General features: G+C 59.0%; 23 protein-coding genes. 14 read left to right on the top strand and 9 right to left on the bottom strand.

Going from position 1 to position 19,758, the window contains the following annotated elements; genetic code table 11:
* Positions 1 to 2 precede the first annotated feature (2 nt).
* The gene (gene kdsD / locus FJW00_RS05520; protein ID WP_009092463.1) at positions 3 to 986 is read right to left on the bottom strand and encodes an arabinose-5-phosphate isomerase KdsD; all 984 of its coding nucleotides are present in this window, start codon (positions 984 to 986) and stop codon (positions 3 to 5) included.
* Positions 987 to 1,002: 16 nt separating this feature from the next.
* A complete protein-coding gene (locus FJW00_RS05515) occupies positions 1,003 to 1,983 on the bottom strand; it encodes a calcium/sodium antiporter (RefSeq protein ID WP_009092462.1) in 981 nt (326 codons plus the stop codon).
* A 226-nt stretch (positions 1,984 to 2,209) separates the two neighbouring features.
* Between FJW00_RS05515 and mlaF the strand changes: the two genes are divergently transcribed.
* The 7 genes from mlaF (at position 2,210) to murA (ending at position 7,016) form a co-directional block, all read left to right on the top strand.
* A complete protein-coding gene (gene mlaF / locus FJW00_RS05510; protein WP_009092461.1) occupies positions 2,210 to 3,025 on the top strand; it encodes a phospholipid ABC transporter ATP-binding protein MlaF in 816 nt (271 codons plus the stop codon).
* A gap of 4 nt (positions 3,026 to 3,029) precedes the next feature.
* Positions 3,030 to 3,812 (top strand): lipid asymmetry maintenance ABC transporter permease subunit MlaE, encoded by a 783-nt coding sequence (mlaE, locus tag FJW00_RS05505; RefSeq protein WP_009092460.1) that lies wholly within the window; start codon positions 3,030 to 3,032, stop codon positions 3,810 to 3,812.
* A 4-nt stretch (positions 3,813 to 3,816) separates the two neighbouring features.
* Positions 3,817 to 4,362, top strand: coding sequence for an outer membrane lipid asymmetry maintenance protein MlaD (mlaD, locus tag FJW00_RS05500; protein ID WP_009092459.1), 546 nt, complete (start codon positions 3,817 to 3,819; stop codon positions 4,360 to 4,362).
* A 15-nt stretch (positions 4,363 to 4,377) separates the two neighbouring features.
* A complete protein-coding gene (gene mlaC, locus FJW00_RS05495; protein ID WP_009092458.1) occupies positions 4,378 to 5,013 on the top strand; it encodes a phospholipid-binding protein MlaC in 636 nt (211 codons plus the stop codon).
* Entirely contained in the window at positions 5,013 to 5,318 is a 306-nt protein-coding gene (gene mlaB / locus FJW00_RS05490; protein ID WP_046101075.1) for a lipid asymmetry maintenance protein MlaB, read from the top strand. Before mlaC ends, mlaB begins: the two co-directional genes overlap by 1 nt.
* Positions 5,319 to 5,431: 113 nt before the next feature.
* Complete coding sequence (gene ibaG, locus FJW00_RS05485) at positions 5,432 to 5,689, top strand: BolA family iron metabolism protein IbaG (protein WP_009092456.1); 258 nt, start codon at positions 5,432 to 5,434, stop codon at positions 5,687 to 5,689.
* 67 nt (positions 5,690 to 5,756) lie between these two features.
* The gene (murA, locus tag FJW00_RS05480; RefSeq protein ID WP_009092454.1) at positions 5,757 to 7,016 is read left to right on the top strand and encodes a UDP-N-acetylglucosamine 1-carboxyvinyltransferase; all 1,260 of its coding nucleotides are present in this window, start codon (positions 5,757 to 5,759) and stop codon (positions 7,014 to 7,016) included.
* Between the two features lie 62 nt (positions 7,017 to 7,078).
* On the opposite strand, the gene FJW00_RS05475 is transcribed toward murA, so the two are convergent.
* Positions 7,079 to 7,363 (bottom strand): helix-turn-helix domain-containing protein, encoded by a 285-nt coding sequence (locus FJW00_RS05475; RefSeq protein WP_033736431.1) that lies wholly within the window; start codon positions 7,361 to 7,363, stop codon positions 7,079 to 7,081.
* 231 nt (positions 7,364 to 7,594) lie between these two features.
* Positions 7,595 to 8,566: an octaprenyl diphosphate synthase gene (gene ispB / locus FJW00_RS05470; protein ID WP_009092450.1), complete on the bottom strand. Its 972-nt coding sequence runs from the start codon at positions 8,564 to 8,566 to the stop codon at positions 7,595 to 7,597.
* A 257-nt stretch (positions 8,567 to 8,823) separates the two neighbouring features.
* On the opposite strand from ispB, the gene rplU reads away from it, so the two are divergent.
* The 3 genes from rplU to cgtA all read left to right on the top strand — a co-directional run bounded on the left by rplU (position 8,824) and on the right by cgtA (position 10,823).
* A complete protein-coding gene (rplU, locus tag FJW00_RS05465) occupies positions 8,824 to 9,135 on the top strand; it encodes a 50S ribosomal protein L21 (RefSeq protein WP_008925416.1) in 312 nt (103 codons plus the stop codon).
* Between the two features lie 15 nt (positions 9,136 to 9,150).
* Positions 9,151 to 9,408, top strand: coding sequence for a 50S ribosomal protein L27 (rpmA, locus tag FJW00_RS05460; protein ID WP_009092448.1), 258 nt, complete (start codon positions 9,151 to 9,153; stop codon positions 9,406 to 9,408).
* A 242-nt stretch (positions 9,409 to 9,650) separates the two neighbouring features.
* A complete protein-coding gene (cgtA, locus tag FJW00_RS05455; RefSeq protein ID WP_009092447.1) occupies positions 9,651 to 10,823 on the top strand; it encodes an Obg family GTPase CgtA in 1,173 nt (390 codons plus the stop codon).
* Between the two features lie 65 nt (positions 10,824 to 10,888).
* On the opposite strand, the gene FJW00_RS05450 is transcribed toward cgtA, so the two are convergent.
* Genes FJW00_RS05450 through FJW00_RS05430 form a run of 5 tightly spaced genes read right to left on the bottom strand, consistent with a single transcriptional unit; the run spans position 10,889 to position 15,747 of the window.
* Positions 10,889 to 11,311, bottom strand: a complete 423-nt coding sequence (locus FJW00_RS05450) for a hotdog fold thioesterase (protein WP_046101077.1) — start codon at positions 11,309 to 11,311, stop codon at positions 10,889 to 10,891.
* 2 nt (positions 11,312 to 11,313) lie between these two features.
* Positions 11,314 to 12,072, bottom strand: coding sequence for a 2,3-dihydro-2,3-dihydroxybenzoate dehydrogenase (dhbA, locus tag FJW00_RS05445; RefSeq protein WP_140028756.1), 759 nt, complete (start codon positions 12,070 to 12,072; stop codon positions 11,314 to 11,316).
* A complete protein-coding gene (locus FJW00_RS05440; RefSeq protein WP_046101079.1) occupies positions 12,069 to 12,923 on the bottom strand; it encodes an isochorismatase family protein in 855 nt (284 codons plus the stop codon). Before FJW00_RS05440 ends, dhbA begins: the two co-directional genes overlap by 4 nt.
* 24 nt (positions 12,924 to 12,947) lie before the next feature.
* Positions 12,948 to 14,558 (bottom strand): (2,3-dihydroxybenzoyl)adenylate synthase, encoded by a 1,611-nt coding sequence (locus FJW00_RS05435; RefSeq protein WP_140923238.1) that lies wholly within the window; start codon positions 14,556 to 14,558, stop codon positions 12,948 to 12,950.
* A gap of 10 nt (positions 14,559 to 14,568) precedes the next feature.
* The gene (locus FJW00_RS05430) at positions 14,569 to 15,747 is read right to left on the bottom strand and encodes an isochorismate synthase (protein WP_140923237.1); all 1,179 of its coding nucleotides are present in this window, start codon (positions 15,745 to 15,747) and stop codon (positions 14,569 to 14,571) included.
* Between the two features lie 177 nt (positions 15,748 to 15,924).
* Between FJW00_RS05430 and fepB the strand changes: the two genes are divergently transcribed.
* From fepB to FJW00_RS05410, 4 genes are all read left to right on the top strand, one after another.
* The gene (gene fepB / locus FJW00_RS05425; RefSeq protein WP_140923236.1) at positions 15,925 to 16,899 is read left to right on the top strand and encodes a Fe2+-enterobactin ABC transporter substrate-binding protein; all 975 of its coding nucleotides are present in this window, start codon (positions 15,925 to 15,927) and stop codon (positions 16,897 to 16,899) included.
* Between the two features lie 91 nt (positions 16,900 to 16,990).
* Positions 16,991 to 17,977, top strand: coding sequence for a Fe(3+)-siderophore ABC transporter permease (gene fepD / locus FJW00_RS05420; protein WP_140923235.1), 987 nt, complete (start codon positions 16,991 to 16,993; stop codon positions 17,975 to 17,977).
* Complete coding sequence (gene fepG / locus FJW00_RS05415; RefSeq protein WP_181405352.1) at positions 17,977 to 18,957, top strand: iron-enterobactin ABC transporter permease; 981 nt, start codon at positions 17,977 to 17,979, stop codon at positions 18,955 to 18,957. The genes fepD and fepG overlap by 1 nt, the downstream gene beginning before the upstream one ends.
* Positions 18,954 to 19,745, top strand: a complete 792-nt coding sequence (locus FJW00_RS05410; RefSeq protein WP_140923233.1) for an ATP-binding cassette domain-containing protein — start codon at positions 18,954 to 18,956, stop codon at positions 19,743 to 19,745. Before fepG ends, FJW00_RS05410 begins: the two co-directional genes overlap by 4 nt.
* Positions 19,746 to 19,758: the final 13 nt, after the last annotated feature.

Here is a 19,758-nt window from a genome sequence, read left to right as displayed (position 1 = left end):
GTTCAGACTACGCCAGCGCGCAGCATGTCATGCATATGTACCACACCGAGCAGATGGTCGTCATCGGCCACCAGAATCGACGTAATGTTTTTGGTCTGCATCAGGTTCAGGGCATCCACCGCCAGCATGTTTGGCCGGACGCGGATGCCCCCTGGCGTCATCACTTCCCCGATGGTGGCACGCTGAAAATCGATGCCCATATCAAAGATGCGGCGCAGGTCACCATCAGTAAAAATCCCTTCGATTTTCATCAGGTCGTCAACGATCACCGTCAGACCGAGGTTTTTGCGGGTAATCTCCAGCAGCGCATCGCGCAGTGAGGCGTCACGGGTGACATGCGGCAGCGCATCACCACTGTGCATGATATCGGCCACATGCAGCAGCAGTTTCCGGCCCAGCGCACCGCCGGGGTGGGAGAGGGCGAAATCCTCCGCTGTAAATCCCCGCGCTTCCAGCAGCGAAACCGCCAGAGCATCACCCATCACCAGCGTGGCGGTGGTACTGCTGGTCGGGGCCAGACCCAGCGGGCAGGCTTCCTGAGGAACGTGGACGCAGAGATGCACGTCGGCAGCCCGTCCCATCGCGCTGTCAGGCCGTCCGGTCATGCAGATCAGCGTAATGTGCTGGCGCTTCAACACCGGAATCAGGGCGAGAATCTCGTTCGACTCCCCGCTGTTAGAGATGGCGATGACGACATCATTTTTGCTCACCATGCCCAGATCGCCGTGGCTGGCTTCGCCCGGATGCACAAAAAAGGCAGGCGTGCCGGTGCTGGCAAAGGTCGCCGCCATTTTCTTGCCGACGTGACCTGACTTCCCCATGCCCATCACCACCACCTTACCCTGGCAGGCATAGATCAGGGCGCAGGCCCGGGCAAAATCCTCATTGATATATTGATCGAGCTGTTCCAGCCCTTCACGCTCAATGCGCAGGACGGTTTTTCCCACCTGCTGGAAGTCGAATGCTGTTGGTTGCTGATGTGACATAGTGAGTCTGTCCTTGTTAGCCGTCCATGAACGCCGGCTGCATCCACAGCAGCGTCACCCAGACGAAGAAACCACAGAGTAAAATCAGGCCTGCCGTCCGGCCAACACGGCGACGCCGTAGCAGGCAGAGCAGGGCAAAGAGCGCACTCACGCCGAGCATCACCCAGTAGTCACGGGCGAAAGCGTGATAGTCAATGCTGCCGGGGTGGATCAGCGCCGGCAGGCCAAGCACGATGGCAATATTATAAATGTTGGCGCCGACCAGATTACCGATCGCGATATCATCTTCGCCTTTCAGTGCACCGGCGATGACCGTTGCCAGCTCAGGCAGGCTGGTGCCCACGGCGATCAGCGTCAGGCCCATCACCAGCTCACTGACGCCAAAGTAGTCGGCAAAGGCCGTGGCGTTGTCGATCACCATACGGGTCGACATCGGCAGGATGATCAGCGCAACGGCGAGCCAGAGAAAGGCCACCGTGTTGCCGCTCTCTTCACGGGGCAGCTCGGCCAGCTGCTCGCGGGTCAGGGTGTCGTTATTGTCCCGTTCGGCCTTACGCGCGATGCGAATCACCACCAGAAGATAAATTGCGGCAATCGCGATCAGGCCAATTCCATCCAGTCGACTAAGCTGATTGTCAAACAGCATAAAACCGCTGAGCAGGGTGACCAGCAACATCAGCGGCAGTTCGCGGCGAATCAGATTAGAATGCACACTCAGCGGGTGCATAAGCGCAGCGGCACCCAGAATCAGTAAAATGTTCGTAATATTCGAGCCGAGGGCGGTGCCCACAGCGAGATCCATCTGGCCATGCTGCGCTGCCGAAAAGGAGAGGATCATCTCCGGCAGCGAGGTGCCGATGCTGACCACGGTCATGCCGATAATCAGCGGCGGAATGCCCAGAGAGCGGCATAATATTGAGGCGCTAAACACCAGACGATCGGCACCATAAGCCAGTAAAAGCAAACCGATAATCAACAGTGCAGAAGCTACGAACATGAAAAATCCTTGCGTAAAAACTCAGGCCGGCAATGCGTTCCCGGCCGGTTTAAAATTCTGTTTGGCGAGACAGGCGCTGATTTTGACCGCCTCAGGGGCAAAAGTAAATTTAATGACCATTTTCGCCAAATCTTAGCGGTAAGTTTCTGTAAAGCTATCGTGAATCAGGACCGAACAGGCTACCATCGTACCCCATGTTTACGCCCGATCCTTACAAGAGGTAATAATGACCCAGCAGCAAACGAATCTGGTTGAGGTTCGTGGCGTGAGTTTTTCGCGCGGAGATCGCACCATCTTTGATGACATCTCGCTGACCGTGCCGAAAGGCAAAGTGACCGCGATTATGGGGCCATCGGGGATCGGAAAAACCACTCTGCTACGCTTGATTGGGGGGCAACTTCAGCCGACCCGCGGCGAGATTTTTTTCCGTGGCGAAAACATTCCGTCATTATCGCGCGCCAGACTGTATGAAGCGCGTAAAAAGATGAGCATGCTGTTCCAGTCGGGTGCGCTGTTTACAGACTTAACGGTTTATGAAAACGTTGCGTGGCCGCTGCGTGAACATACGCGACTGCCTGAGCCGCTGCTGCACAGCACGGTGCTGATGAAGCTGGAAGCGGTGGGCCTGCGGGGCGCGGCCCAGCTGAAGCCTGCAGAGCTCTCAGGCGGCATGGCGCGACGTGTGGCCCTGGCGCGCGCTATTGCGCTGGAGCCGGAACTCATCATGTTTGATGAGCCCTTCGTGGGTCAGGATCCGATTACCATGGGCGTGCTGGTCAAACTCATTGATGAACTGAACCATGCGCTGGGCCTGACCTGCATCGTGGTCTCGCATGACGTACCGGAAGTACTGAGCATTGCGGACTATGCCTATATTGTGGCCGGACAAAAAATTATCGCACACGGCACCGCGCCGGAACTGCGAGAGAATAACGACCCGCGCGTGCGCCAGTTTATTGATGGCGATGCGGATGGTCCGGTTCCATTCCGTTTTCCTGCCGGCGATTATCTCGCTGATTTAACCGGCTCACGGAGTAACTAAACAGATGGTCTTGAAGGCGCTGGCGTCGTTTGGTCGTCAGGGAATTGAAACGTGCGCCAGTTTTGGACGCGCAGGATTAATGCTGTTTCACGCGCTGGTAGGAAAACCGGCGTTTCGCAGACACACGCCGCTACTGATCAAACAGCTCTACAGCGTTGGCGTGCTGTCGCTCCTGATTATTGTGGTATCGGGCCTCTTCATTGGCATGGTTCTCGGGCTGCAGGGCTATCTGGTGCTGACCACCTATGGCGCCGAAACCAGTCTGGGTATGCTGGTGGCCCTGTCGCTGCTGCGAGAGCTGGGACCGGTGGTGACCGCACTGCTGTTTGCCGGCCGGGCGGGCTCGGCGCTGACAGCGGAAATCGGCCTGATGAAAGCCACCGAGCAGCTCTCCAGTATGGAGATGATGGCGGTCGATCCGTTACGCCGGGTGGTGTCGCCCCGTTTCTGGGCAGGCTTTATCAGCATGCCGCTGCTGGCACTCATCTTCACGGCGGTCGGGATCGCGGGCGGTGCGCTGGTGGGTGTGAGCTGGAAGGGGATCGATCCCGGCTTCTTCTGGTCGGCGATGCAGAACGCGGTCGATTTCCGCACCGACGTGGTGAACTGCCTGATCAAAAGTGCCGTCTTTGCCGTGACGGTGACCTGGATTGCTCTTTTTAATGGCTATGACGCGATTCCCACTTCCGAAGGGATCAGTCGCGCGACAACGCGTACCGTCGTACACGCCTCTCTGGCGGTACTCGGGTTGGATTTTGTGCTGACAGCACTGATGTTTGGGAATTGATGCAATGCAAAGCAAAAAAAGCGAAATCTGGGTTGGCATTTTTATGATTATGGCGCTGATCGCCGCGCTGTTTCTCTGTCTGCGCGTCGCCGACCTGAAGTCGATGGGCACGGAGCCGACGTGGAAACTCTACGCGACCTTTGACAATATTGGCGGCCTCAAAGCCAGTTCGCCGGTCAAAATCGGCGGCGTAGTGATTGGCCGGGTGACGGATATCGAGCTTGAACCGAAGACCCTGCTGCCGCGCGTCACGATGGAGATCAGCGATCAGTACGCGAATAAAATTTCAGATACCAGTTCGCTGGCGATTCGCACCCAGGGTCTGCTGGGTGAGCAGTTCCTGGCGCTTAACTTAGGCTTTGACGACCCTGAGCTTGGTTCGGCGATGCTGAAAGATGGCGATACGCTGCGCGACACCAAATCGGCGATGGTGCTTGAAGATCTGATCGGTCAGTTCCTTTACAAGAGCGGCGACAACAAACAAAAAAATGAGGGCAAGGATGCGCAGGATGGCAGCAGTGCCGCGCCTGCGGAACCGGCTCAACCTTAAAGAAGAGGGCATACCATGTTTAAACGTTTACTGATGATTGCCATGCTGGTGGTTGCGGTCCCGCTGACGGCAACGGCAGCCGACCAGAGCAATCCCTACAAGCTGATGAACGAAGCGGCGCAAAAGACCTTCAGCCGTCTGAAAAATGAGCAGCCAAAAATCAAGCAGGACCCCAACTACCTGCGTCAGATTGTGCGTCAGGAACTGCTGCCTTACGTGCAGATCAAATATGCGGGCGCATTAGTGCTGGGTCGCTACTATCGTGACTCAACACCGGCCCAGCGCGAAGCTTACTTCAGCGCTTTTGGCGACTATCTGGCCCAGGCTTATGGTCAGGCACTGGCCCTCTACAATGGCCAGAGCTACCAGATCCAGCCTGAGCAGCCGCTGGGCGACGCCAAAATTGTGGCGATTCGCGTCACTATCATCGATCCTAATGGCCGTCCGCCGGTTCGCCTCGACTTTCAGTGGCGTAAAAACAGCCAGACTGGCAACTGGCAGGCTTATGACATGATTGCCGAAGGCGTCAGCATGATCACCACCAAACAGAATGAGTGGAGCGATCTGTTACGGACCAAAGGTATCGATGGTCTGACGGCGCAGCTCAAATCGTCTGCGTCACAGCCAATCACGCTGGATAAACAACAATAATGCACGAATCGTTACGCTGGGAGCGCGAAGCCAGCACGCTATTACTGAAAGGCGAGCTGGATCGCGACACCCTGATGGGCCTCTGGCAGCAGCGTGAAACGCTGATTCGCGGCGTCGAGACGATCGACGTCGCGGCGCTGAACCGGGTTGACTCTTCCGGCCTCGCTCTGCTGGTGCACCTGCGGGAAATCGCACGGGCGCAGGGGAGCACCCCGCGCTTTGCCGGTATCAGCGACAAACTGCAGTCGCTGATTACGCTTTACAATCTGCAACAGATTATTGTTTCTGCGGATAAAAGCGCCTGATTTCCGCTTGTTATGCTAAGCCCCTGTTTTCAACAGGGGCTTTTGCGTATTTAAGAGTCAGCCGCTTTCCTCTACTATGTCAGCCTTATTATTATTAAGTGAAGTTAAGCACAATGGAAAACAGTGAAATTCAGGCCGTGCTGATGGCAGCGCTGCCTTTAGATGAAGTGCATGTGATGAGCAACGATGGCAGCCATTTTCAGGTGATCGCCGTAGGCGAACTGTTTGGCGAGCTGAGCCGCGTGAAAAAACAGCAGGCTGTCTACGCGCCGCTGATGGAATACATCGCGGACAACCGCATTCATGCTGTCTCTATCAAAACCTATACTCCCGCTGAATGGGCGCGCGACCGTAAACTCAACGGTTTCTGATCCCTCAGCGTGGTGCACTCGTGGTAAGCGAGTCCCATCTTTAGCTAGTTAATTGAGAGCCGTGTTAATGGACAAATTTCGTGTGCAAGGCCCCACCCGCTTAAGTGGTGAAGTAACCATTTCCGGGGCGAAGAACGCCGCGCTACCTATTCTGTTTGCTGCCCTGCTGGCTGAAGAGCCGGTAGAGATCCAGAATGTGCCAAAGCTGCGCGACATTGATACCACCATGAAGCTGCTGAGCCAGCTGGGTGCGAAGGTGGAGCGCAACGGTTCTGTGCATGTCGATGCCAGCGCGGTCGATGTATTTTGTGCGCCTTACGATCTGGTGAAAACCATGCGCGCCTCCATCTGGGCGCTGGGCCCGCTGGTGGCGCGTTTTGGTCAGGGTCAGGTTTCGCTGCCGGGCGGCTGCGCGATTGGTGCGCGTCCGGTTGACCTGCATATCACCGGCCTGGAACAGCTGGGTGCCGAGATTAAGCTGGAAGAGGGCTACGTCAAGGCGTCCGTCAACGGCCGCCTGAAGGGCGCGCTGATTGTCATGGACAAGATCAGCGTCGGCGCAACCGTCACTATCATGAGTGCGGCAACCCTGGCGACCGGCACCACCGTGATTGAGAATGCGGCGCGGGAGCCGGAAATTGTCGATACCGCCAACTTCCTTAACACGCTGGGTGCCCGCATCAGCGGCGCAGGCACCGACAAGATCACCATCGAAGGCGTCGAGCGTCTGGGCGGCGGTGTTTACCGCGTTCTGCCGGACCGCATCGAAGCCGGCACCTTCCTGGTGGCAGCCGCCATTTCAGGCGGCAAAGTGATGTGCCACAAGGCTCAGCCCGATACGATGGATGCGGTTCTCTCTAAGCTGCGTGATGCCGGTGCCGATATCGAAACCGGCGAAGACTGGATCAGTCTCGATATGCACGGCAAACGCCCTAAAGCGGTCAATGTGCGCACCGCGCCACACCCGGGTTTCCCGACCGATATGCAGGCGCAGTTCACCCTGCTGAATATGGTGGCGGAAGGCACCGGCGTGATTACCGAAACCATTTTCGAAAACCGTTTCATGCACATCCCGGAACTGATTCGTATGGGCGGCCATGCGGAGATCGAGAGCAACACCGCGATCTGTCACGGGGTGGAAACCCTGTCCGGTGCGCAGGTGATGGCGACCGATTTGCGTGCTTCTGCCAGCCTGGTTCTGGCTGGCTGTATCGCGGAAGGCACGACATTCGTCGATCGCATTTATCACATCGATCGTGGCTATGAGCATATCGAAGATAAGCTGAAAGCGATGGGTGCGAATATCGAGCGCGTCAGCGAAGAGTAATCTCAGGTATGCGCTGAAAGAACCAGCCCTTTGCGGGGCTGGTTTTTTTTCGCCTGTCGATCTCAGGGCGTGCCGGAAAGATCGGCGGGGATCCGGATACGTTTTTTGCGATCCAGCAGGCGGTGCGTGTCAGGATCGTAGTAGCGGCTGGGCCAGATCTCGCTGGGATGCACCTCGATCGCCTCGGCGATCAGCCATTCGCCTTTTGGCCACGGGCGCGTCAGCGCATTCGCGAGTGTTGATGAGCTGAGGCCGGCCGAGCGTGACAGTGCGGCCAGCGTCGTACCGCGTTTGTGCAGGGCTGCGATAATGTCAGCCGGGTGCCAGTCTTCCATCCTTTTTTGCATAACCCGTTCTCCTTGTCTTTGTGTCGTCCACCGGGACGTTGGCTTACCTTTTTACTGTTATCTGGAAATTAAGCGTTTTTTATAGCAAATAGTTTCCATTAATTTCCAGTAATATTTGGCGTCAGCGTCGGGTCTGTGTGACAGCCCGCAAAAGGCATGCAACAGCAATGAGCGAACATAAAGAAGTGAGAGCGGGGAGGAGAAACGGAGCCAGGGAGGCTCCGTAGGGAATCAGAAATCGCGCTGAACTGACATATGCGCCAGCGACTCCAGCGCACTGCGCCAGGGTGATTCAGGCAGAATGCGCAGAGCGGCAATCGCCTTGTCCGCTTCCTGTTCGGCGCGGGTGCGGGTCCACTCCAGCGAGCCGCACTGGTGCATCGCTTCCAGTACCGGTTCCAGCAGATGGCGGCCATTACCCTGCTCAATGGCTTCGCGGATCATCTTCGCCTGCTCAGGTGAGCCGTTCTGCATTGCATGCAGCAGCGGCAGCGTCGGTTTCCCTTCGCTCAGGTCGTCGCCGGTGTTTTTACCCAGCGTCTCTCCATCCGCACTGTAATCCAGCAAATCGTCGATTAACTGGAAAGCCGTGCCCAGATAGCGTCCATAATCCTGCAGCGCTTTCTCCTCTTCCGGCGTGGCGTCAGCCAGGATCGCAGAAGCCTGCGACGCGGCTTCAAACAGGCGCGCGGTCTTGCTGTAAATCACGCGCATGTAGCTCTCTTCGGTGATGTCAGGATCGTTCACGTTCATCAGCTGCAGGACTTCGCCCTCGGCTATCACGTTGACCGCTTCTGACATCAGCGCCAGGATACGCAGCGACCCCATGCTGGTCATCATCTGGAAGGCGCGGGTGTAAATAAAATCCCCGACCAGCACGCTTGCCGCATTGCCAAACGCCGCGTTCGCGGTCGCTTTGCCACGACGCATATCGGATTCATCCACGACATCGTCATGCAGCAGCGTGGCGGTGTGGATAAATTCGATCAGCGCCGCATTGGTCACGTGCAGGTCGCCCTTGTAGCCCATGGCGCGTGCGGAGAGCACGGCGATCATGGGACGGATACGCTTACCCCCACCACTGATGATGTAGTAGCCCAACTGGTTGATGAGCGAGACATCTGAATTCAGCTGGTCGAGGATGGTCTGGTTAACGGCAGCCATATCCTGTGCGGTTAATTCGTTGATCTGTTCTAAGTTCATTCGTCTTTTCAGCTATGACTCGTTATCTCTGCCATGGTAAGTGCTTTTACCCAGCCAGCGTTCAGGTAATCTGTTACTGATTGTACTTGAATTTTCAGCCTGAGAAACGGTTGCGTTCAGCCTGTGTTTTTTTTCTGCAAGAGTGTGCAAAGTGCTCTTGTCTTCTTCTGGAGTTTTGCGTAGAATTCGCGCCCTATTGTGAATATTTAGCGCGCCGCCTGATGAACTAAAAGGCAAGCGCAGAAGCGGAGTTTTATATGTACGCGGTTTTCCAAAGTGGTGGTAAACAACACCGAGTAAGCGAAGGTCAGACCGTTCGCCTGGAAAAGCTGGACATCGCAACCGGTGAAACCATCGAGTTTGACCAGGTTCTGATGATTGCTAATGGCGAAGACGTGAAAATCGGCGCGCCACTGGTTTCAGGCGGTATGATCAAGGCAGAAGTTGTTGCTCACGGTCGTGGCGAGAAAATTAAGATCGTTAAGTTTCGTCGTCGTAAGCACTACCGTAAGCAGGCTGGCCATCGCCAGTGGTTCACTGATGTGAAAATCACTGGTATCACGGCGTAAGAGGAGATCTGACAAATGGCACATAAAAAGGCTGGTGGTTCGACTCGAAATGGTCGTGACTCCAATGCAAAACGTCTGGGTGTTAAGCGTTTTGGTGGTGAATCTGTTCTGGCAGGTAGCATCATCGTTCGTCAGCGTGGCACCAAATTCCACGCAGGCAGCAACGTAGGTTGTGGTCGTGACCACACCCTGTTCGCTACCGCAGACGGCAAAGTAAAATTCGAAGTTAAAGGTCCGAACAACCGTAAATACATCAGCATCGTTGCTGAGTAAGGTTGTCGTGACGCAGACGTTTAACGTCTGAACGCACGAATTAAAGGCCCCGCAGCTCCTGCGGGGCTTTTTACATTCTGCGCTCTGTCGCGGTAAAAGCGACGCCTCACTGAAGTTTGCTGTACACTTTATGTACACACTGGCGACAGCCAGTCCTGATTTATCCGCCGCTGGTCAGCGCAGAAGACCCTGGCGGACCCGTCTGCAGAGTGCTGCAGGCGATTGTGTGACGGAGATTGAAAATGAAGTTTGTTGATGAAGCGACAATTCTGGTCGTCGCGGGTGATGGCGGTAATGGATGCGTCAGCTTCCGCCGCGAAAAATATATCCCGAAGGGCGGCCCTGACGGGGGTGATGGCGGTGACGGCGGCGACGTTTATCTGATCGCCGATGAAAACCTCAATACCCTTATCGATTATCGTTTCGAGAAATCGTTCCGCGCTGAACGCGGGCAGAATGGCCAGAGCCGCGACTGTACCGGTAAACGCGGTAAAGATATCGAAATCAAAGTTCCGGTCGGCACCCGGGTTATCGACCAGGGAACCGGCGAGACCTTAGGCGACATGACGCGTCACGGCCAGAAACTGATGGTCGGTAAAGGCGGCTGGCATGGCCTGGGCAACACCCGTTTTAAATCGTCAGTGAACCGCAGCCCGCGCCAGAAAACCATGGGAACCCCGGGTGAGAAGCGCGACCTGCAGCTTGAGCTGATGCTGCTGGCGGACGTCGGCATGCTGGGCTTACCGAATGCCGGTAAATCCACCTTTATTCGCGCCGTGTCGGCCGCCAAGCCAAAAGTGGCGGACTATCCGTTTACCACCCTGGTGCCAAGCCTGGGCGTGGTACGTATGGACAGCGAGCAGAGCTTTGTCGTGGCCGATATTCCGGGCCTGATTGAAGGCGCCGCTGAGGGTGCCGGTCTCGGGATCCGCTTCCTGAAGCACCTGGAGCGCTGCCGCGTGTTGCTGCACCTGATCGACATCGATCCGATCGATGAAAGCGATCCGGTTGAAAACGCCCGCATCATTCTTGGCGAACTGGAAAAGTACAGCGAGAAGCTGTTCAACAAACCGCGCTGGCTGGTCTTCAACAAAGTGGACCTGATTGGTGAAGAAGAAGCGCAGGCACGTGCCAAAGCGGTCGCTGAGGCGCTGGGCTGGGAAGATAAGTATTACCTGATCTCTGCCGCCAGCCGTACCGGCGTCAACGAACTCTGCTGGGATGTGATGAGCTTCATCAACGCCAACCCGAAAGAAGCCGAGCTCGAAGAGAAGCAGCCGGAGAAAGTGGAGTTCATGTGGGACGATTACCACAAAGAAACCCTTGAAAATGCGACAGAAGTGGAAGATGAAGAGTGGGATGACGACTGGGATGATGAAGACGACGAAGGCGTCGAAATTATCTATCAGCGCTAACCACGACGCGGCCACAGGCTGACCGGCAAAGCCCCTCTTTCCGACCGAAAGGGGGGCTTTTTTTTTCAGCTGCTCATCACTGCCACGCTGAGTCGCGCACTGCAGCACAACTGATCCCGGCCGTTACGGATCTCGATCTGCCAGCTCTGACTGCGTCTGCCCAGATGCAGGGGGCGACAGATCCCCCGCACTGTCCCGGCTGACACCGCACGCAGATGGCTGGCATTGACTTCGACACCCACCACGCTGCTGCCTTCTTCCACCGCCATATACCCGGCCATAGAGCCCATCGACTCCGCCAGCACCACGGAAGCCCCGCCATGCAGCAGGCCAAATGGCTGGTGCGTGCGCGCATCCACCGGCATCGTCGCTTCCAGGTAATCCTCGCCTATCACGGTAAAGACGATCCCGAGATGGGCGACCAGCGACTGCTCGCCCAGTGCATTCAGGGCGGGAAGATCGAAGGATCGTTTCCAGATCGCAGACATTTTCAGGCTCCCAGAGTTGCGCCGCCGTCGACCACGATATCCTGCAGGGTCACATGGCTGGCCAGGTCTGATGCGAGAAACAGCACGGTGGCCGCAATTTCCTGCGGCTGCGCGATCTTGCCCAGCGGGATCCCCAGCTTAAACTGATCCGGAAAACCGGCGATCATTTCCTGCTCGCCGCCGGGGGTCTGCCACAGGCTGCGCTGCATGGCGGTGTCGGTGGAGCCGGGTGAAACGATATTACAGCGAACGCCAAAAGGGGCCATTTCCAGCCCCACGGTCAGACAGAGGCTGCGCAGTGCCGCTTTCGATGCGCCGTAGGCCGACATGCCGATTCGCGGCGCGTGCGCCGCGTTAGACGCCACGGTGACGATGGCCCCGGCGCGCTGCTGGCGAAAGCGCGGCAGCGTCTGCTGAAACAGGTTAAAGGCGCCGCCCGCGTTGACGTTCAGGCACGCCTGCCAGTCAGCGAAGGAGAGCGTATCGGTGGCGCCGACGCGCAAAATGCCCGCCGCGTTGACCAGCACATCAATGCGCGGTTGCGTTGCCAGCACGCGCTGACAGATCGTTTCTACCTGATCCGGATCGGCCACATCCAGGCGATGACAGCGAAACGGATAATCCTGCCGCGCAAACTGCAGGTCAAAGGCTTCCACCTGCGCGCCTGCCCGATGAAAGGCCAGCGCACTCTGATAACCAATGCCCTGACCGGCTCCGGTTACCCAGACAACGCGACCGCTGAAGTCGAAGGTGTGGCTCATTGAGTGAGCTCCCGCGACAGCAGCGCCCACCAGCCATCGATGCTCGGATTTTTCGCCAGCGTAACAAAGTCGATATCCCGGTGAACCTGACGCCAGCGTGCCGCCAGCGCCATGACGCGCACCGAATCCAGACCATAATCGATCAGGTTTTCATCATCTTCCGGCACCTCATCATCCTCCAGCAGCGGCAGGACGAGCGCGCGCAGATCCGCTTTGCTGAGAGGGACCGGCATCATATCAGCCGTCATCACCACTTTTCCGCTGCGGCCGGCGGTGTAAGTCAGCGCCATCATATGCTCCTCGCGGCTGAAATCAGCCAGCGCATCGGCCACCATAAACGGCTGAATATCACGCATAAAGGCATCCGTGGCGGTGGTCAGGCAGCCGATATGGGCATAGACGCCCGTTATAATCAGCTGATCGCGGCCCATCTCCTTCAGGATCGCCTCCAGCGGGGAACGATGAAAGGCGCTGTAGCGCCACTTGGTCAGCACCTGGTCGTCCTCGTCGGGGGCCAGCGCCGCCACGATCCTCTGCTGGTCGGGATGTTTATTCAGGCCCGGTCCCCACATATCGTTGAGCAGGGCGCGATCCGCATCGCTCTGCGCCGTCGGCTGGGCGGTGTAAAACACCGGAATGCCCTGCGCTTTGCAGTAGCGACGCAGGCGGGCAATATTGCCGACGACCTGCTCAATCAGCGGGCTGTTCTCTCCCCAGAAGCTGAGAAAATAGCGCTGCATATCGTGGATGAGCAGGGCGGCCCGGCCCGGCTCCAGCGCCCATTTAACCCGGTTATTCGGCAACTCGGTGGCGGCGGGCAGTGGATAGGAGGTCAGTTGTGGAATAGTCATAAAAATTCTCCGGACAGATCGGGCTTACGCGTGTTGATCGGCAAGATGCTGGCGCAGACGTTTTTTATCGACCTTGCCGACCGGGGTCAGTGGCAGGGCATCTACGCAGGTAATGCGGTCAGGGAGCTTAAATTCTGCGACACCCAGTTCACGCAGGTGGCGCCGCAGCGCCGCCGGTTTTACCGGCTGACGGGTGACGATAAACGCGCAGCTTTTTTCACCCAGCAGCGGATCGCTCATGGAGACCAGTGCCGCGTGGATCACATCGGCGTGTTGCTGCAGCAGGTTTTCGATCTCTTCCGCGGCGATCTTCTCGCCACCCCGGTTGATCTGATCTTTCTCCCGACCCTGCACGATAAGGTTGCCGTCAGGGGTGATCTCAACCAGGTCACCGGAACAGTAAAAGCCCCGTTCGTCGAAACTGGCGGCGTTGTGTTCCGGACTGTTGTAGTAGCCGCGAAAGGTGTAGGGGCCGCGCGTCATCAGACGACCGGTGGCCCCCACGGGCAGAGGATGACCCTGCTCGTCGGCAACCCAGACCTCATCATCCGGGGAGATCGGGCGTCCCTGTGTGGTGAGGATGGTCTGCGGATCATCATCCAGCCGGGTGTAGTTCACCAGTCCTTCGGCCATGCCAAAGACCTGCTGCAGGGTGCAGCCGATCTCATGCTGTATGCGTGCAGCCAGCGTTTCGCCCAGCTTAGCGCCCCCCACCTGCATGCGCTGCAGAGAAGCCAGTGCCGCCTTGCTGTCCGATTCCTGAAGTGCCAGCAGCCAGAGGCTGGCGGCAGGCGGAACCAGGCCGGTATCGGTCACCTGATGTTTTTCAATCAGGGGAAAGCAGGCTGTCGCACTGGGATCGGCGGCTAAAATAACCTGTCCCCCCGCGTAAAAGACGCCCAGCGCGCCCGGCGAACTCAGCGGGAAGTTGTGGGCGGCGGGCAGGGCGATGAGATAGCGGGTGTCGGCGGTGACGCCACAGATCGCGTCACTTTCACGGATGCTGTAGTAGTAGTCGTTATGGGTGCGCGGAATCAGTTTTGGCGTGCCGGTACTGCCGCCAGAGAGCTGGAAAAAGGCTACCTCGTCGCCTGCGGTCGGCGTGGCCATAAATGCACCGGCCGGTTCGGCCAGCAGCGCTTCAAGGCTCTGTTCCGGCGGTGAGGCATGGCGCAGGATCACCTGCTGCAGTGAAGGGTGATCGTGGCGGAGCTGCGCAATAAAAGCGTCATCGGCAAACAGCGGATGCGTGCGGTCGGCAATCACCAGGCGGGGCGAAATCTGGCTGGCGTAGGCGGTCAGTTCGGTGCGCTGATGGCTGAACAGGGCATTCACCGGCGCAACACCGAGTTTAAACAGGGCAAACAGTGTCAGGTAAAATTCTGCCACGTTGCCCAGCTGCACCAGCGCCGTATCACCCCGTTTCAGGCCACGCCGCTGTAACGCTGCCGCCAGGTTGTCACTCAGTGCCGCCAGTTGGCGGTAGGTCAACCGCCTGTCGTCCTCAATCACCGCCACGCTATCGTTGTCGCGGTGGCGATCCAGTATGTCGGTCATCGGCAGGTCGAGCCAGTAGCCTTTTTCACGGTAACGGGCGGCCAGGTCGTCCGGCCAGCGGCTGTAGGAGATCGTCATGCAGGTTCCTTTATTGCAATCCAAAAGCGCGAAGCAGGGTGTCGAGTTTGACGCCGGTTTCACGCCACTCTGCTTCAGGTTGTGAGTCCGTCACGATGCCCGCACCGGCAAACAGCCGTACCCGAGATCCCTTCACCGTGCCGCAGCGAATGGTGACGACCCATTCACCATTGCCATGATCGTCACACCAGCCGACGATGCCGCCAAACAGCTGACGCTCAAACGGCTCAAGGCGCTGGATCAGGGCCTGGGCACGCTGATGCGGAAAGCCGCTGAGCGCCGGCGTCGGATGCAGCAGGCAGGCGAGGGAGAGTGCATTTTCGCGCTCGTCCAGCACTTCGCCACGGATCTGCGTGGCGAGATGCCAGAGGGTGGCCGTGGTCAGCAGAGAGGGTGTTTCAGGCACCGACAGCAAACGGCTGCGCGGCTGCAGGGTGGCGCGCATCGCATCTGTCACCAGCTGATGTTCATGACGATCCTTCGCCGACTGCATCAGGCTGTCGCCGGAGGCCCGATCGCGTTGCGGATCGCGGCTGCGTGCGGCCGAGCCGGCCAGGGGACAGGAGCTGAACAGGCGACCCTGTTTTCGAATCAGTAGTTCCGGGCTGGCTCCCACCAGCGCGCCGCCGCCGGGCAGGGGCAGATGAAAGTGATAGCTGCCGGGATTCTGCACCACGATGCGCTGCATCAGAGCAGCCGTATCAACCGGCTGTTCAGCCACGATCTCCATCAGCCGCGACAGCACCACTTTCTCCAGGTCGCCCCGGCGCGTGGCGGCAACTGCCTGCGCCACCATCTCGGTAAAGCGCGCCTGATCCGGCAACGCCGTACGGCGACGAATCATGGGCAGATCGGCGTCTGCCAGTGAGGCCCGGGCGATCAGATCGTCACGGTTAAAGCGCTGCCAGGACTCCGGGATAAACAGCGCGGCGGGCTGCGCCACGTCAAAGGGGATGGCACCTGCCACGATGGGGTGCGCAATGCCCTGCTTTCTGGCCGAGGTAAAGTGGTGCTGAAGCTGCTGCTGAAAATCCCCTGTCAGCTGTTCACCCTGTCTGACTGGCGTGGTCAGCGTTGTAAAGCAGCCCTGTGTGGTGAGGCTTTGCCAGGGCGAGGTAAACAGGAAACCCTGGCAGAGTGCCGCAAAATCGTGCAACAGGGGATGTTCAAATGCGCGTGATTCGGCCATACTTTTCACCCGGAAATGATAAGATAACTAATAATGATTATCATTTGTATTATTAGGCGTTAAGCTACGTGGATTGGCCGGATCTGTCAATCCATATGCGGCGCTTCGGCTGCTGCTCCGGGTCAGATCAGCATAAACAGCCGCCGGCCTTATCTGAACGAGTGTGGAAAAGAACGTATGAATAAACAGAGGGTTAGCAGAGCGATCGTGCTGTTTTTTCTGAGCAGCCTGCTCAGTGTCAGCGCGGTGGCCGGGACGGGCTGGCCGCGCACCATTACCGGGGCCAGTGGCGATCTTACCCTGACGCAGGCACCGACCCGAATCGTCTCAACCAGCGTGACCCTGACCGGGTCGCTGCTGGCCATTAATGCGCCGGTGGTCGCCAGCGGGGCCACCGCCCCTGGCAGTCGCCTGGCGGATGAGCAGGGCTATTTCCGGCAGTGGGGCGCGGTGGCGAAACAGCGCGGCGTGAAGCGTCTCTACATTGGCGAACCCCGGGCAGAAGCGATTGCTGCCGAAGCGCCGGATCTGATTGTGGTCAGCGCCACCGGCAATGATTCAGCCATCAGACTGGTCGATCAGCTTGCGGCAATTGCGCCGGTGCTGGTGGTCAATTATGACGATAAAAGCTGGCAGCAACTGGTGACGCTGCTGGGCAAGGCGACGGGGCATGAGGCGGAAGCGGCCGCACGGATAAACGCTTTTGAGGCACGCGAAAAGGCGCTGAAGGCGAAGCTGACGCTGCCGCCGCAGCCGGTTTCCGCGATGGTCTGGAACGGCGACGGGCGGGCCGTGAACCTGTGGACGGCAGCGTCAGCGCAGGCCCGGTTACTGCAGCAGCTGGGCTTCACGCTGGCGACGCCGCCCGCCAGCCTTCACGCCGGTCACAGTATGGGAACGCGCAAAGATATTCTTCAGCTGTCAGGTGAAAATCTGGCGGCGGGCCTGAATGGTCAGACTTACCTGCTGTTTGCCGCCGACGATAACACCACTGCACAGGTGATGAGCAACCCTTTCCTGGCGCAGACCCCGGCAGTAAAAAGCAGGGCGGTCTATGCACTGGGGCTGGATAGCTTCCGCCTCGACTACTACAGCGCCAGCAATCTGCTGACGCGGCTGGAGACGTTGTTTGTTAACGGTCGTGGCGTCTGAGAGACGGGATAACCTGCAGAAATGATGAGGCTTATCGGTCGCTTAATCGCATGGGTTTCTCTGTGACTCTTCTGATGAAGGCTTAAACGTTATGCGTCAATGTCGCGCAATAGCAGGTTCAGGGATGCTGCTGTTGCTACTTTTCGCGCTCAGTCTGATGCTGGGCGCCAAACCCATTCCCCTCCATGAGGTCACTCAGGCCCTGTTCACCGACTGCACCCGCGTCGATTGTGTCATCGTGCGTGACGCCCGGCTGCCGCGCACCCTGGCGGGTGTGCTGGCCGGATGCAGCCTGGGACTGGCGGGTGCGCTGATGCAGAGCCTGACGCGAAATCCTCTGGCCGATCCCGGCATTCTGGGGGTTAACGCCGGTGCGGGTTTTGCGGTCGTACTGGGGATCGTCCTGACCGGCGCAGACTCCCCGGCTGACTGGCTGGGCTTCGCCTTTGCCGGTGCACTGCTGGCCTCTCTGCTGGTGGCGCTGACCGGCGCCGTGGGCGGCGGTCGGGTCAGTCCGGTGCGCCTGACCCTGGCGGGGGTAGCGCTGGGTGCGGTGCTGGAGGGATTAACGTCCGGGCTGTCGCTGCTCAACCCTGATATCTACGATCACCTGCGTTTCTGGCATAGCGGCTCGCTGGATATCCGCAGTTTCGCGATTCTGCGCGCCACCTTGCCGGCCGTCGCTGTCGGCAGCGTGCTGGCACTGTTGCTGGCACGTTCACTGAACAGCCTGAGCATGGGCGGTGATATGGCGACCGCACTAGGCACCCGCGTGGTGCGAACGCAGCTGACGGGCCTGCTGGCGATTGCGCTGCTGAGCGGCGCGGCGACGGCCGCCGACGGCCCCATCGCCTTTGTTGGCTTAATGACGCCACACCTGGCACGCTGGCTGCTGGGCAACGACCATCGCTGGCTGCTGCCGGGAACCCTTGTGATGACCCCCTGCCTGCTGCTGGCCGCCGACATCCTGGGACGGCTGCTGGTGCCGGGCGAGCTGCGCGTGTCGATTGTGACCGCCATTCTCGGTGCGCCGATGCTGATTGTGCTGGTTCGCCGCCGGCCGGGAAGAGGGCTGTGATGAAACGCATCATAATCAATGCGCTTTTACTGCTGGTGGCCTGCGGCATCCTGGCGTTTATGGGGCTGACACACGGCACCCCCTCCCTCTCTCTGCAGCAGTTGTGGACGCTCTTCAGCGGGGAGGCGGCGCGCAATGTTCAGCTGATTGTGCTGGAGTGGCGGCTGCCGCGCGTCATGATGGCGCTGCTGCTGGGGGCCGCGCTGGGCGTCAGTGGCGCGATTTTTCAGTCACTGCTGCGTAACCCGCTGGGCAGCCCCGATATTCTCGGTTTCAACACCGGGGCATACAGCGGCGTGCTGGTCGCGCTGGTGCTGTTTCAGCAAAACATGGCGGGCCTGACGCTGGCGGCACTGGCGGGCGGGCTGCTTACGGCGGCGGTGGTCTGGCTGTTCAGCTGGCGCAACGGCGTGGAGACCTTTCGTCTGATTATCGTGGGCATCAGCGTGCGGGCGCTGCTGATGGCGCTCAACAGCTGGCTGATTATCAGCGCCTCCCTGGAGGCGGCACTGAGCGCCGGGCTCTGGAGCGCCGGTTCACTTAACGGCATCACCTGGGCGAAGACGCTTCCCGTGACGGTTGTGCTGCTGCTGGCGCTGCTGGCGACGGGAATGCTGGCCCGGCGCATGCGTCTGCTGGAGATGGGTGATGACACCGCCTGCGCCTTAGGGGTTCCGGTGGAACGCAGCCGCGTCATGCTGATGCTGACAGGCGTGATCCTGACTGCGGCCTCAACCGCGCTGGCCGGGCCTCTCTCTTTTATTGCGCTGCTGGCGCCGCAGATTGCACGGCGTCTTTGCGGGGGAGTCAAAGGCGCACTGCCGCTGGCTGCGCTGTGCGGTGCGCTGCTGTTAATCGCCGCAGACTACGCCGCACAGCACCTTTTCCTGCCTTATCAGCTGCCGGTCGGTGTCATTACCGTCAGCCTGGGCGGACTCTATCTGATTGCTCTGCTGATACGGGAGGCGCGACGCCAGTGAGAGAGAAAACACGTTTGCAGGGTAAGGCGCTGACGCTGGGTTACGACAAAAAGATCGTGGCGGAGCATCTCTCGGTCGCGATCCCCGACGGTGAACTGACCGTCATCATCGGGCCTAACGCCTGCGGAAAATCGACGCTGCTGCGCACCCTGAGCCGGCTGGTGACGCCGCTGCAGGGCGAGGTGCTGCTGGATGGTCAGACGATCGCGCGGTATGCCACCAAAGAGGTGGCGCGGCGGCTGGGGCTGCTGCCGCAAAGTTCCAGTGCGCCTGCGGGGATCAGCGTCAGTGAACTGGTGGCACGCGGACGTTATCCGCACCAGACGCTGTTCGGACGCTGGCGACAGGAAGATGAGGCGGCGGTGCAGCAGGCGATGCAGGCCACCGGGGTGGCCGATCTGGCCGCCCAGCCGGTAGATACGCTCTCCGGCGGTCAGCGGCAGCGGGTCTGGATCGCGATGGTGCTGGCGCAGGAAACCCCCTTACTGCTACTCGATGAACCCACCACCTGGCTGGATATTACGCATCAGATTGAGCTGCTGGAGCTGATGCAGGATCTCAATCAGCAGCATGGCCGCACGCTGGTGGTGGTGCTGCACGATCTTAATCAGGCGTGCCGTTACGCCAGCCACCTGATTGCGATGCGTGACGGAAAAATCATCGCTGAAGGGAAACCGGCGGAGATTGTGACGCCAGCGCTGATTGAAGCGATCTACGGCCTGCACTGCGTCATCATCCGCGATCCGGTCGCCGGCACCCCGATGATTGTGCCGTGCGGAAGAGGCTGACCGGCACCCTCTC

The organism is Pantoea anthophila (assembly GCF_006494375.1).
GTDB lineage: Bacteria > Pseudomonadota > Gammaproteobacteria > Enterobacterales > Enterobacteriaceae > Pantoea > Pantoea anthophila.
Note: the sequence above shows the minus strand (reverse complement) of the source record. Positions and strands in the feature narration are given on the sequence as shown.

Coding starts and splice junctions, on each gene's coding strand:
- kdsD (WP_009092463.1), bottom strand. CDS start 986: ATGTCACATCAGCAACCAACAGCATTCGACTTCCAGCAGGTGGGAAAA.
- FJW00_RS05515 (WP_009092462.1), bottom strand. CDS start 1,983: ATGTTCGTAGCTTCTGCACTGTTGATTATCGGTTTGCTTTTACTGGCT.
- mlaF (WP_009092461.1), top strand. CDS start 2,210: ATGACCCAGCAGCAAACGAATCTGGTTGAGGTTCGTGGCGTGAGTTTT.
- mlaE (WP_009092460.1), top strand. CDS start 3,030: ATGGTCTTGAAGGCGCTGGCGTCGTTTGGTCGTCAGGGAATTGAAACG.
- mlaD (WP_009092459.1), top strand. CDS start 3,817: ATGCAAAGCAAAAAAAGCGAAATCTGGGTTGGCATTTTTATGATTATG.
- mlaC (WP_009092458.1), top strand. CDS start 4,378: ATGTTTAAACGTTTACTGATGATTGCCATGCTGGTGGTTGCGGTCCCG.
- mlaB (WP_046101075.1), top strand. CDS start 5,013: ATGCACGAATCGTTACGCTGGGAGCGCGAAGCCAGCACGCTATTACTG.
- ibaG (WP_009092456.1), top strand. CDS start 5,432: ATGGAAAACAGTGAAATTCAGGCCGTGCTGATGGCAGCGCTGCCTTTA.
- murA (WP_009092454.1), top strand. CDS start 5,757: ATGGACAAATTTCGTGTGCAAGGCCCCACCCGCTTAAGTGGTGAAGTA.
- FJW00_RS05475 (WP_033736431.1), bottom strand. CDS start 7,363: ATGCAAAAAAGGATGGAAGACTGGCACCCGGCTGACATTATCGCAGCC.
- ispB (WP_009092450.1), bottom strand. CDS start 8,566: ATGAACTTAGAACAGATCAACGAATTAACCGCACAGGATATGGCTGCC.
- rplU (WP_008925416.1), top strand. CDS start 8,824: ATGTACGCGGTTTTCCAAAGTGGTGGTAAACAACACCGAGTAAGCGAA.
- rpmA (WP_009092448.1), top strand. CDS start 9,151: ATGGCACATAAAAAGGCTGGTGGTTCGACTCGAAATGGTCGTGACTCC.
- cgtA (WP_009092447.1), top strand. CDS start 9,651: ATGAAGTTTGTTGATGAAGCGACAATTCTGGTCGTCGCGGGTGATGGC.
- FJW00_RS05450 (WP_046101077.1), bottom strand. CDS start 11,311: ATGTCTGCGATCTGGAAACGATCCTTCGATCTTCCCGCCCTGAATGCA.
- dhbA (WP_140028756.1), bottom strand. CDS start 12,072: ATGAGCCACACCTTCGACTTCAGCGGTCGCGTTGTCTGGGTAACCGGA.
- FJW00_RS05440 (WP_046101079.1), bottom strand. CDS start 12,923: ATGACTATTCCACAACTGACCTCCTATCCACTGCCCGCCGCCACCGAG.
- FJW00_RS05435 (WP_140923238.1), bottom strand. CDS start 14,558: ATGACGATCTCCTACAGCCGCTGGCCGGACGACCTGGCCGCCCGTTAC.
- FJW00_RS05430 (WP_140923237.1), bottom strand. CDS start 15,747: ATGGCCGAATCACGCGCATTTGAACATCCCCTGTTGCACGATTTTGCG.
- fepB (WP_140923236.1), top strand. CDS start 15,925: ATGAATAAACAGAGGGTTAGCAGAGCGATCGTGCTGTTTTTTCTGAGC.
- fepD (WP_140923235.1), top strand. CDS start 16,991: ATGCGTCAATGTCGCGCAATAGCAGGTTCAGGGATGCTGCTGTTGCTA.
- fepG (WP_181405352.1), top strand. CDS start 17,977: ATGAAACGCATCATAATCAATGCGCTTTTACTGCTGGTGGCCTGCGGC.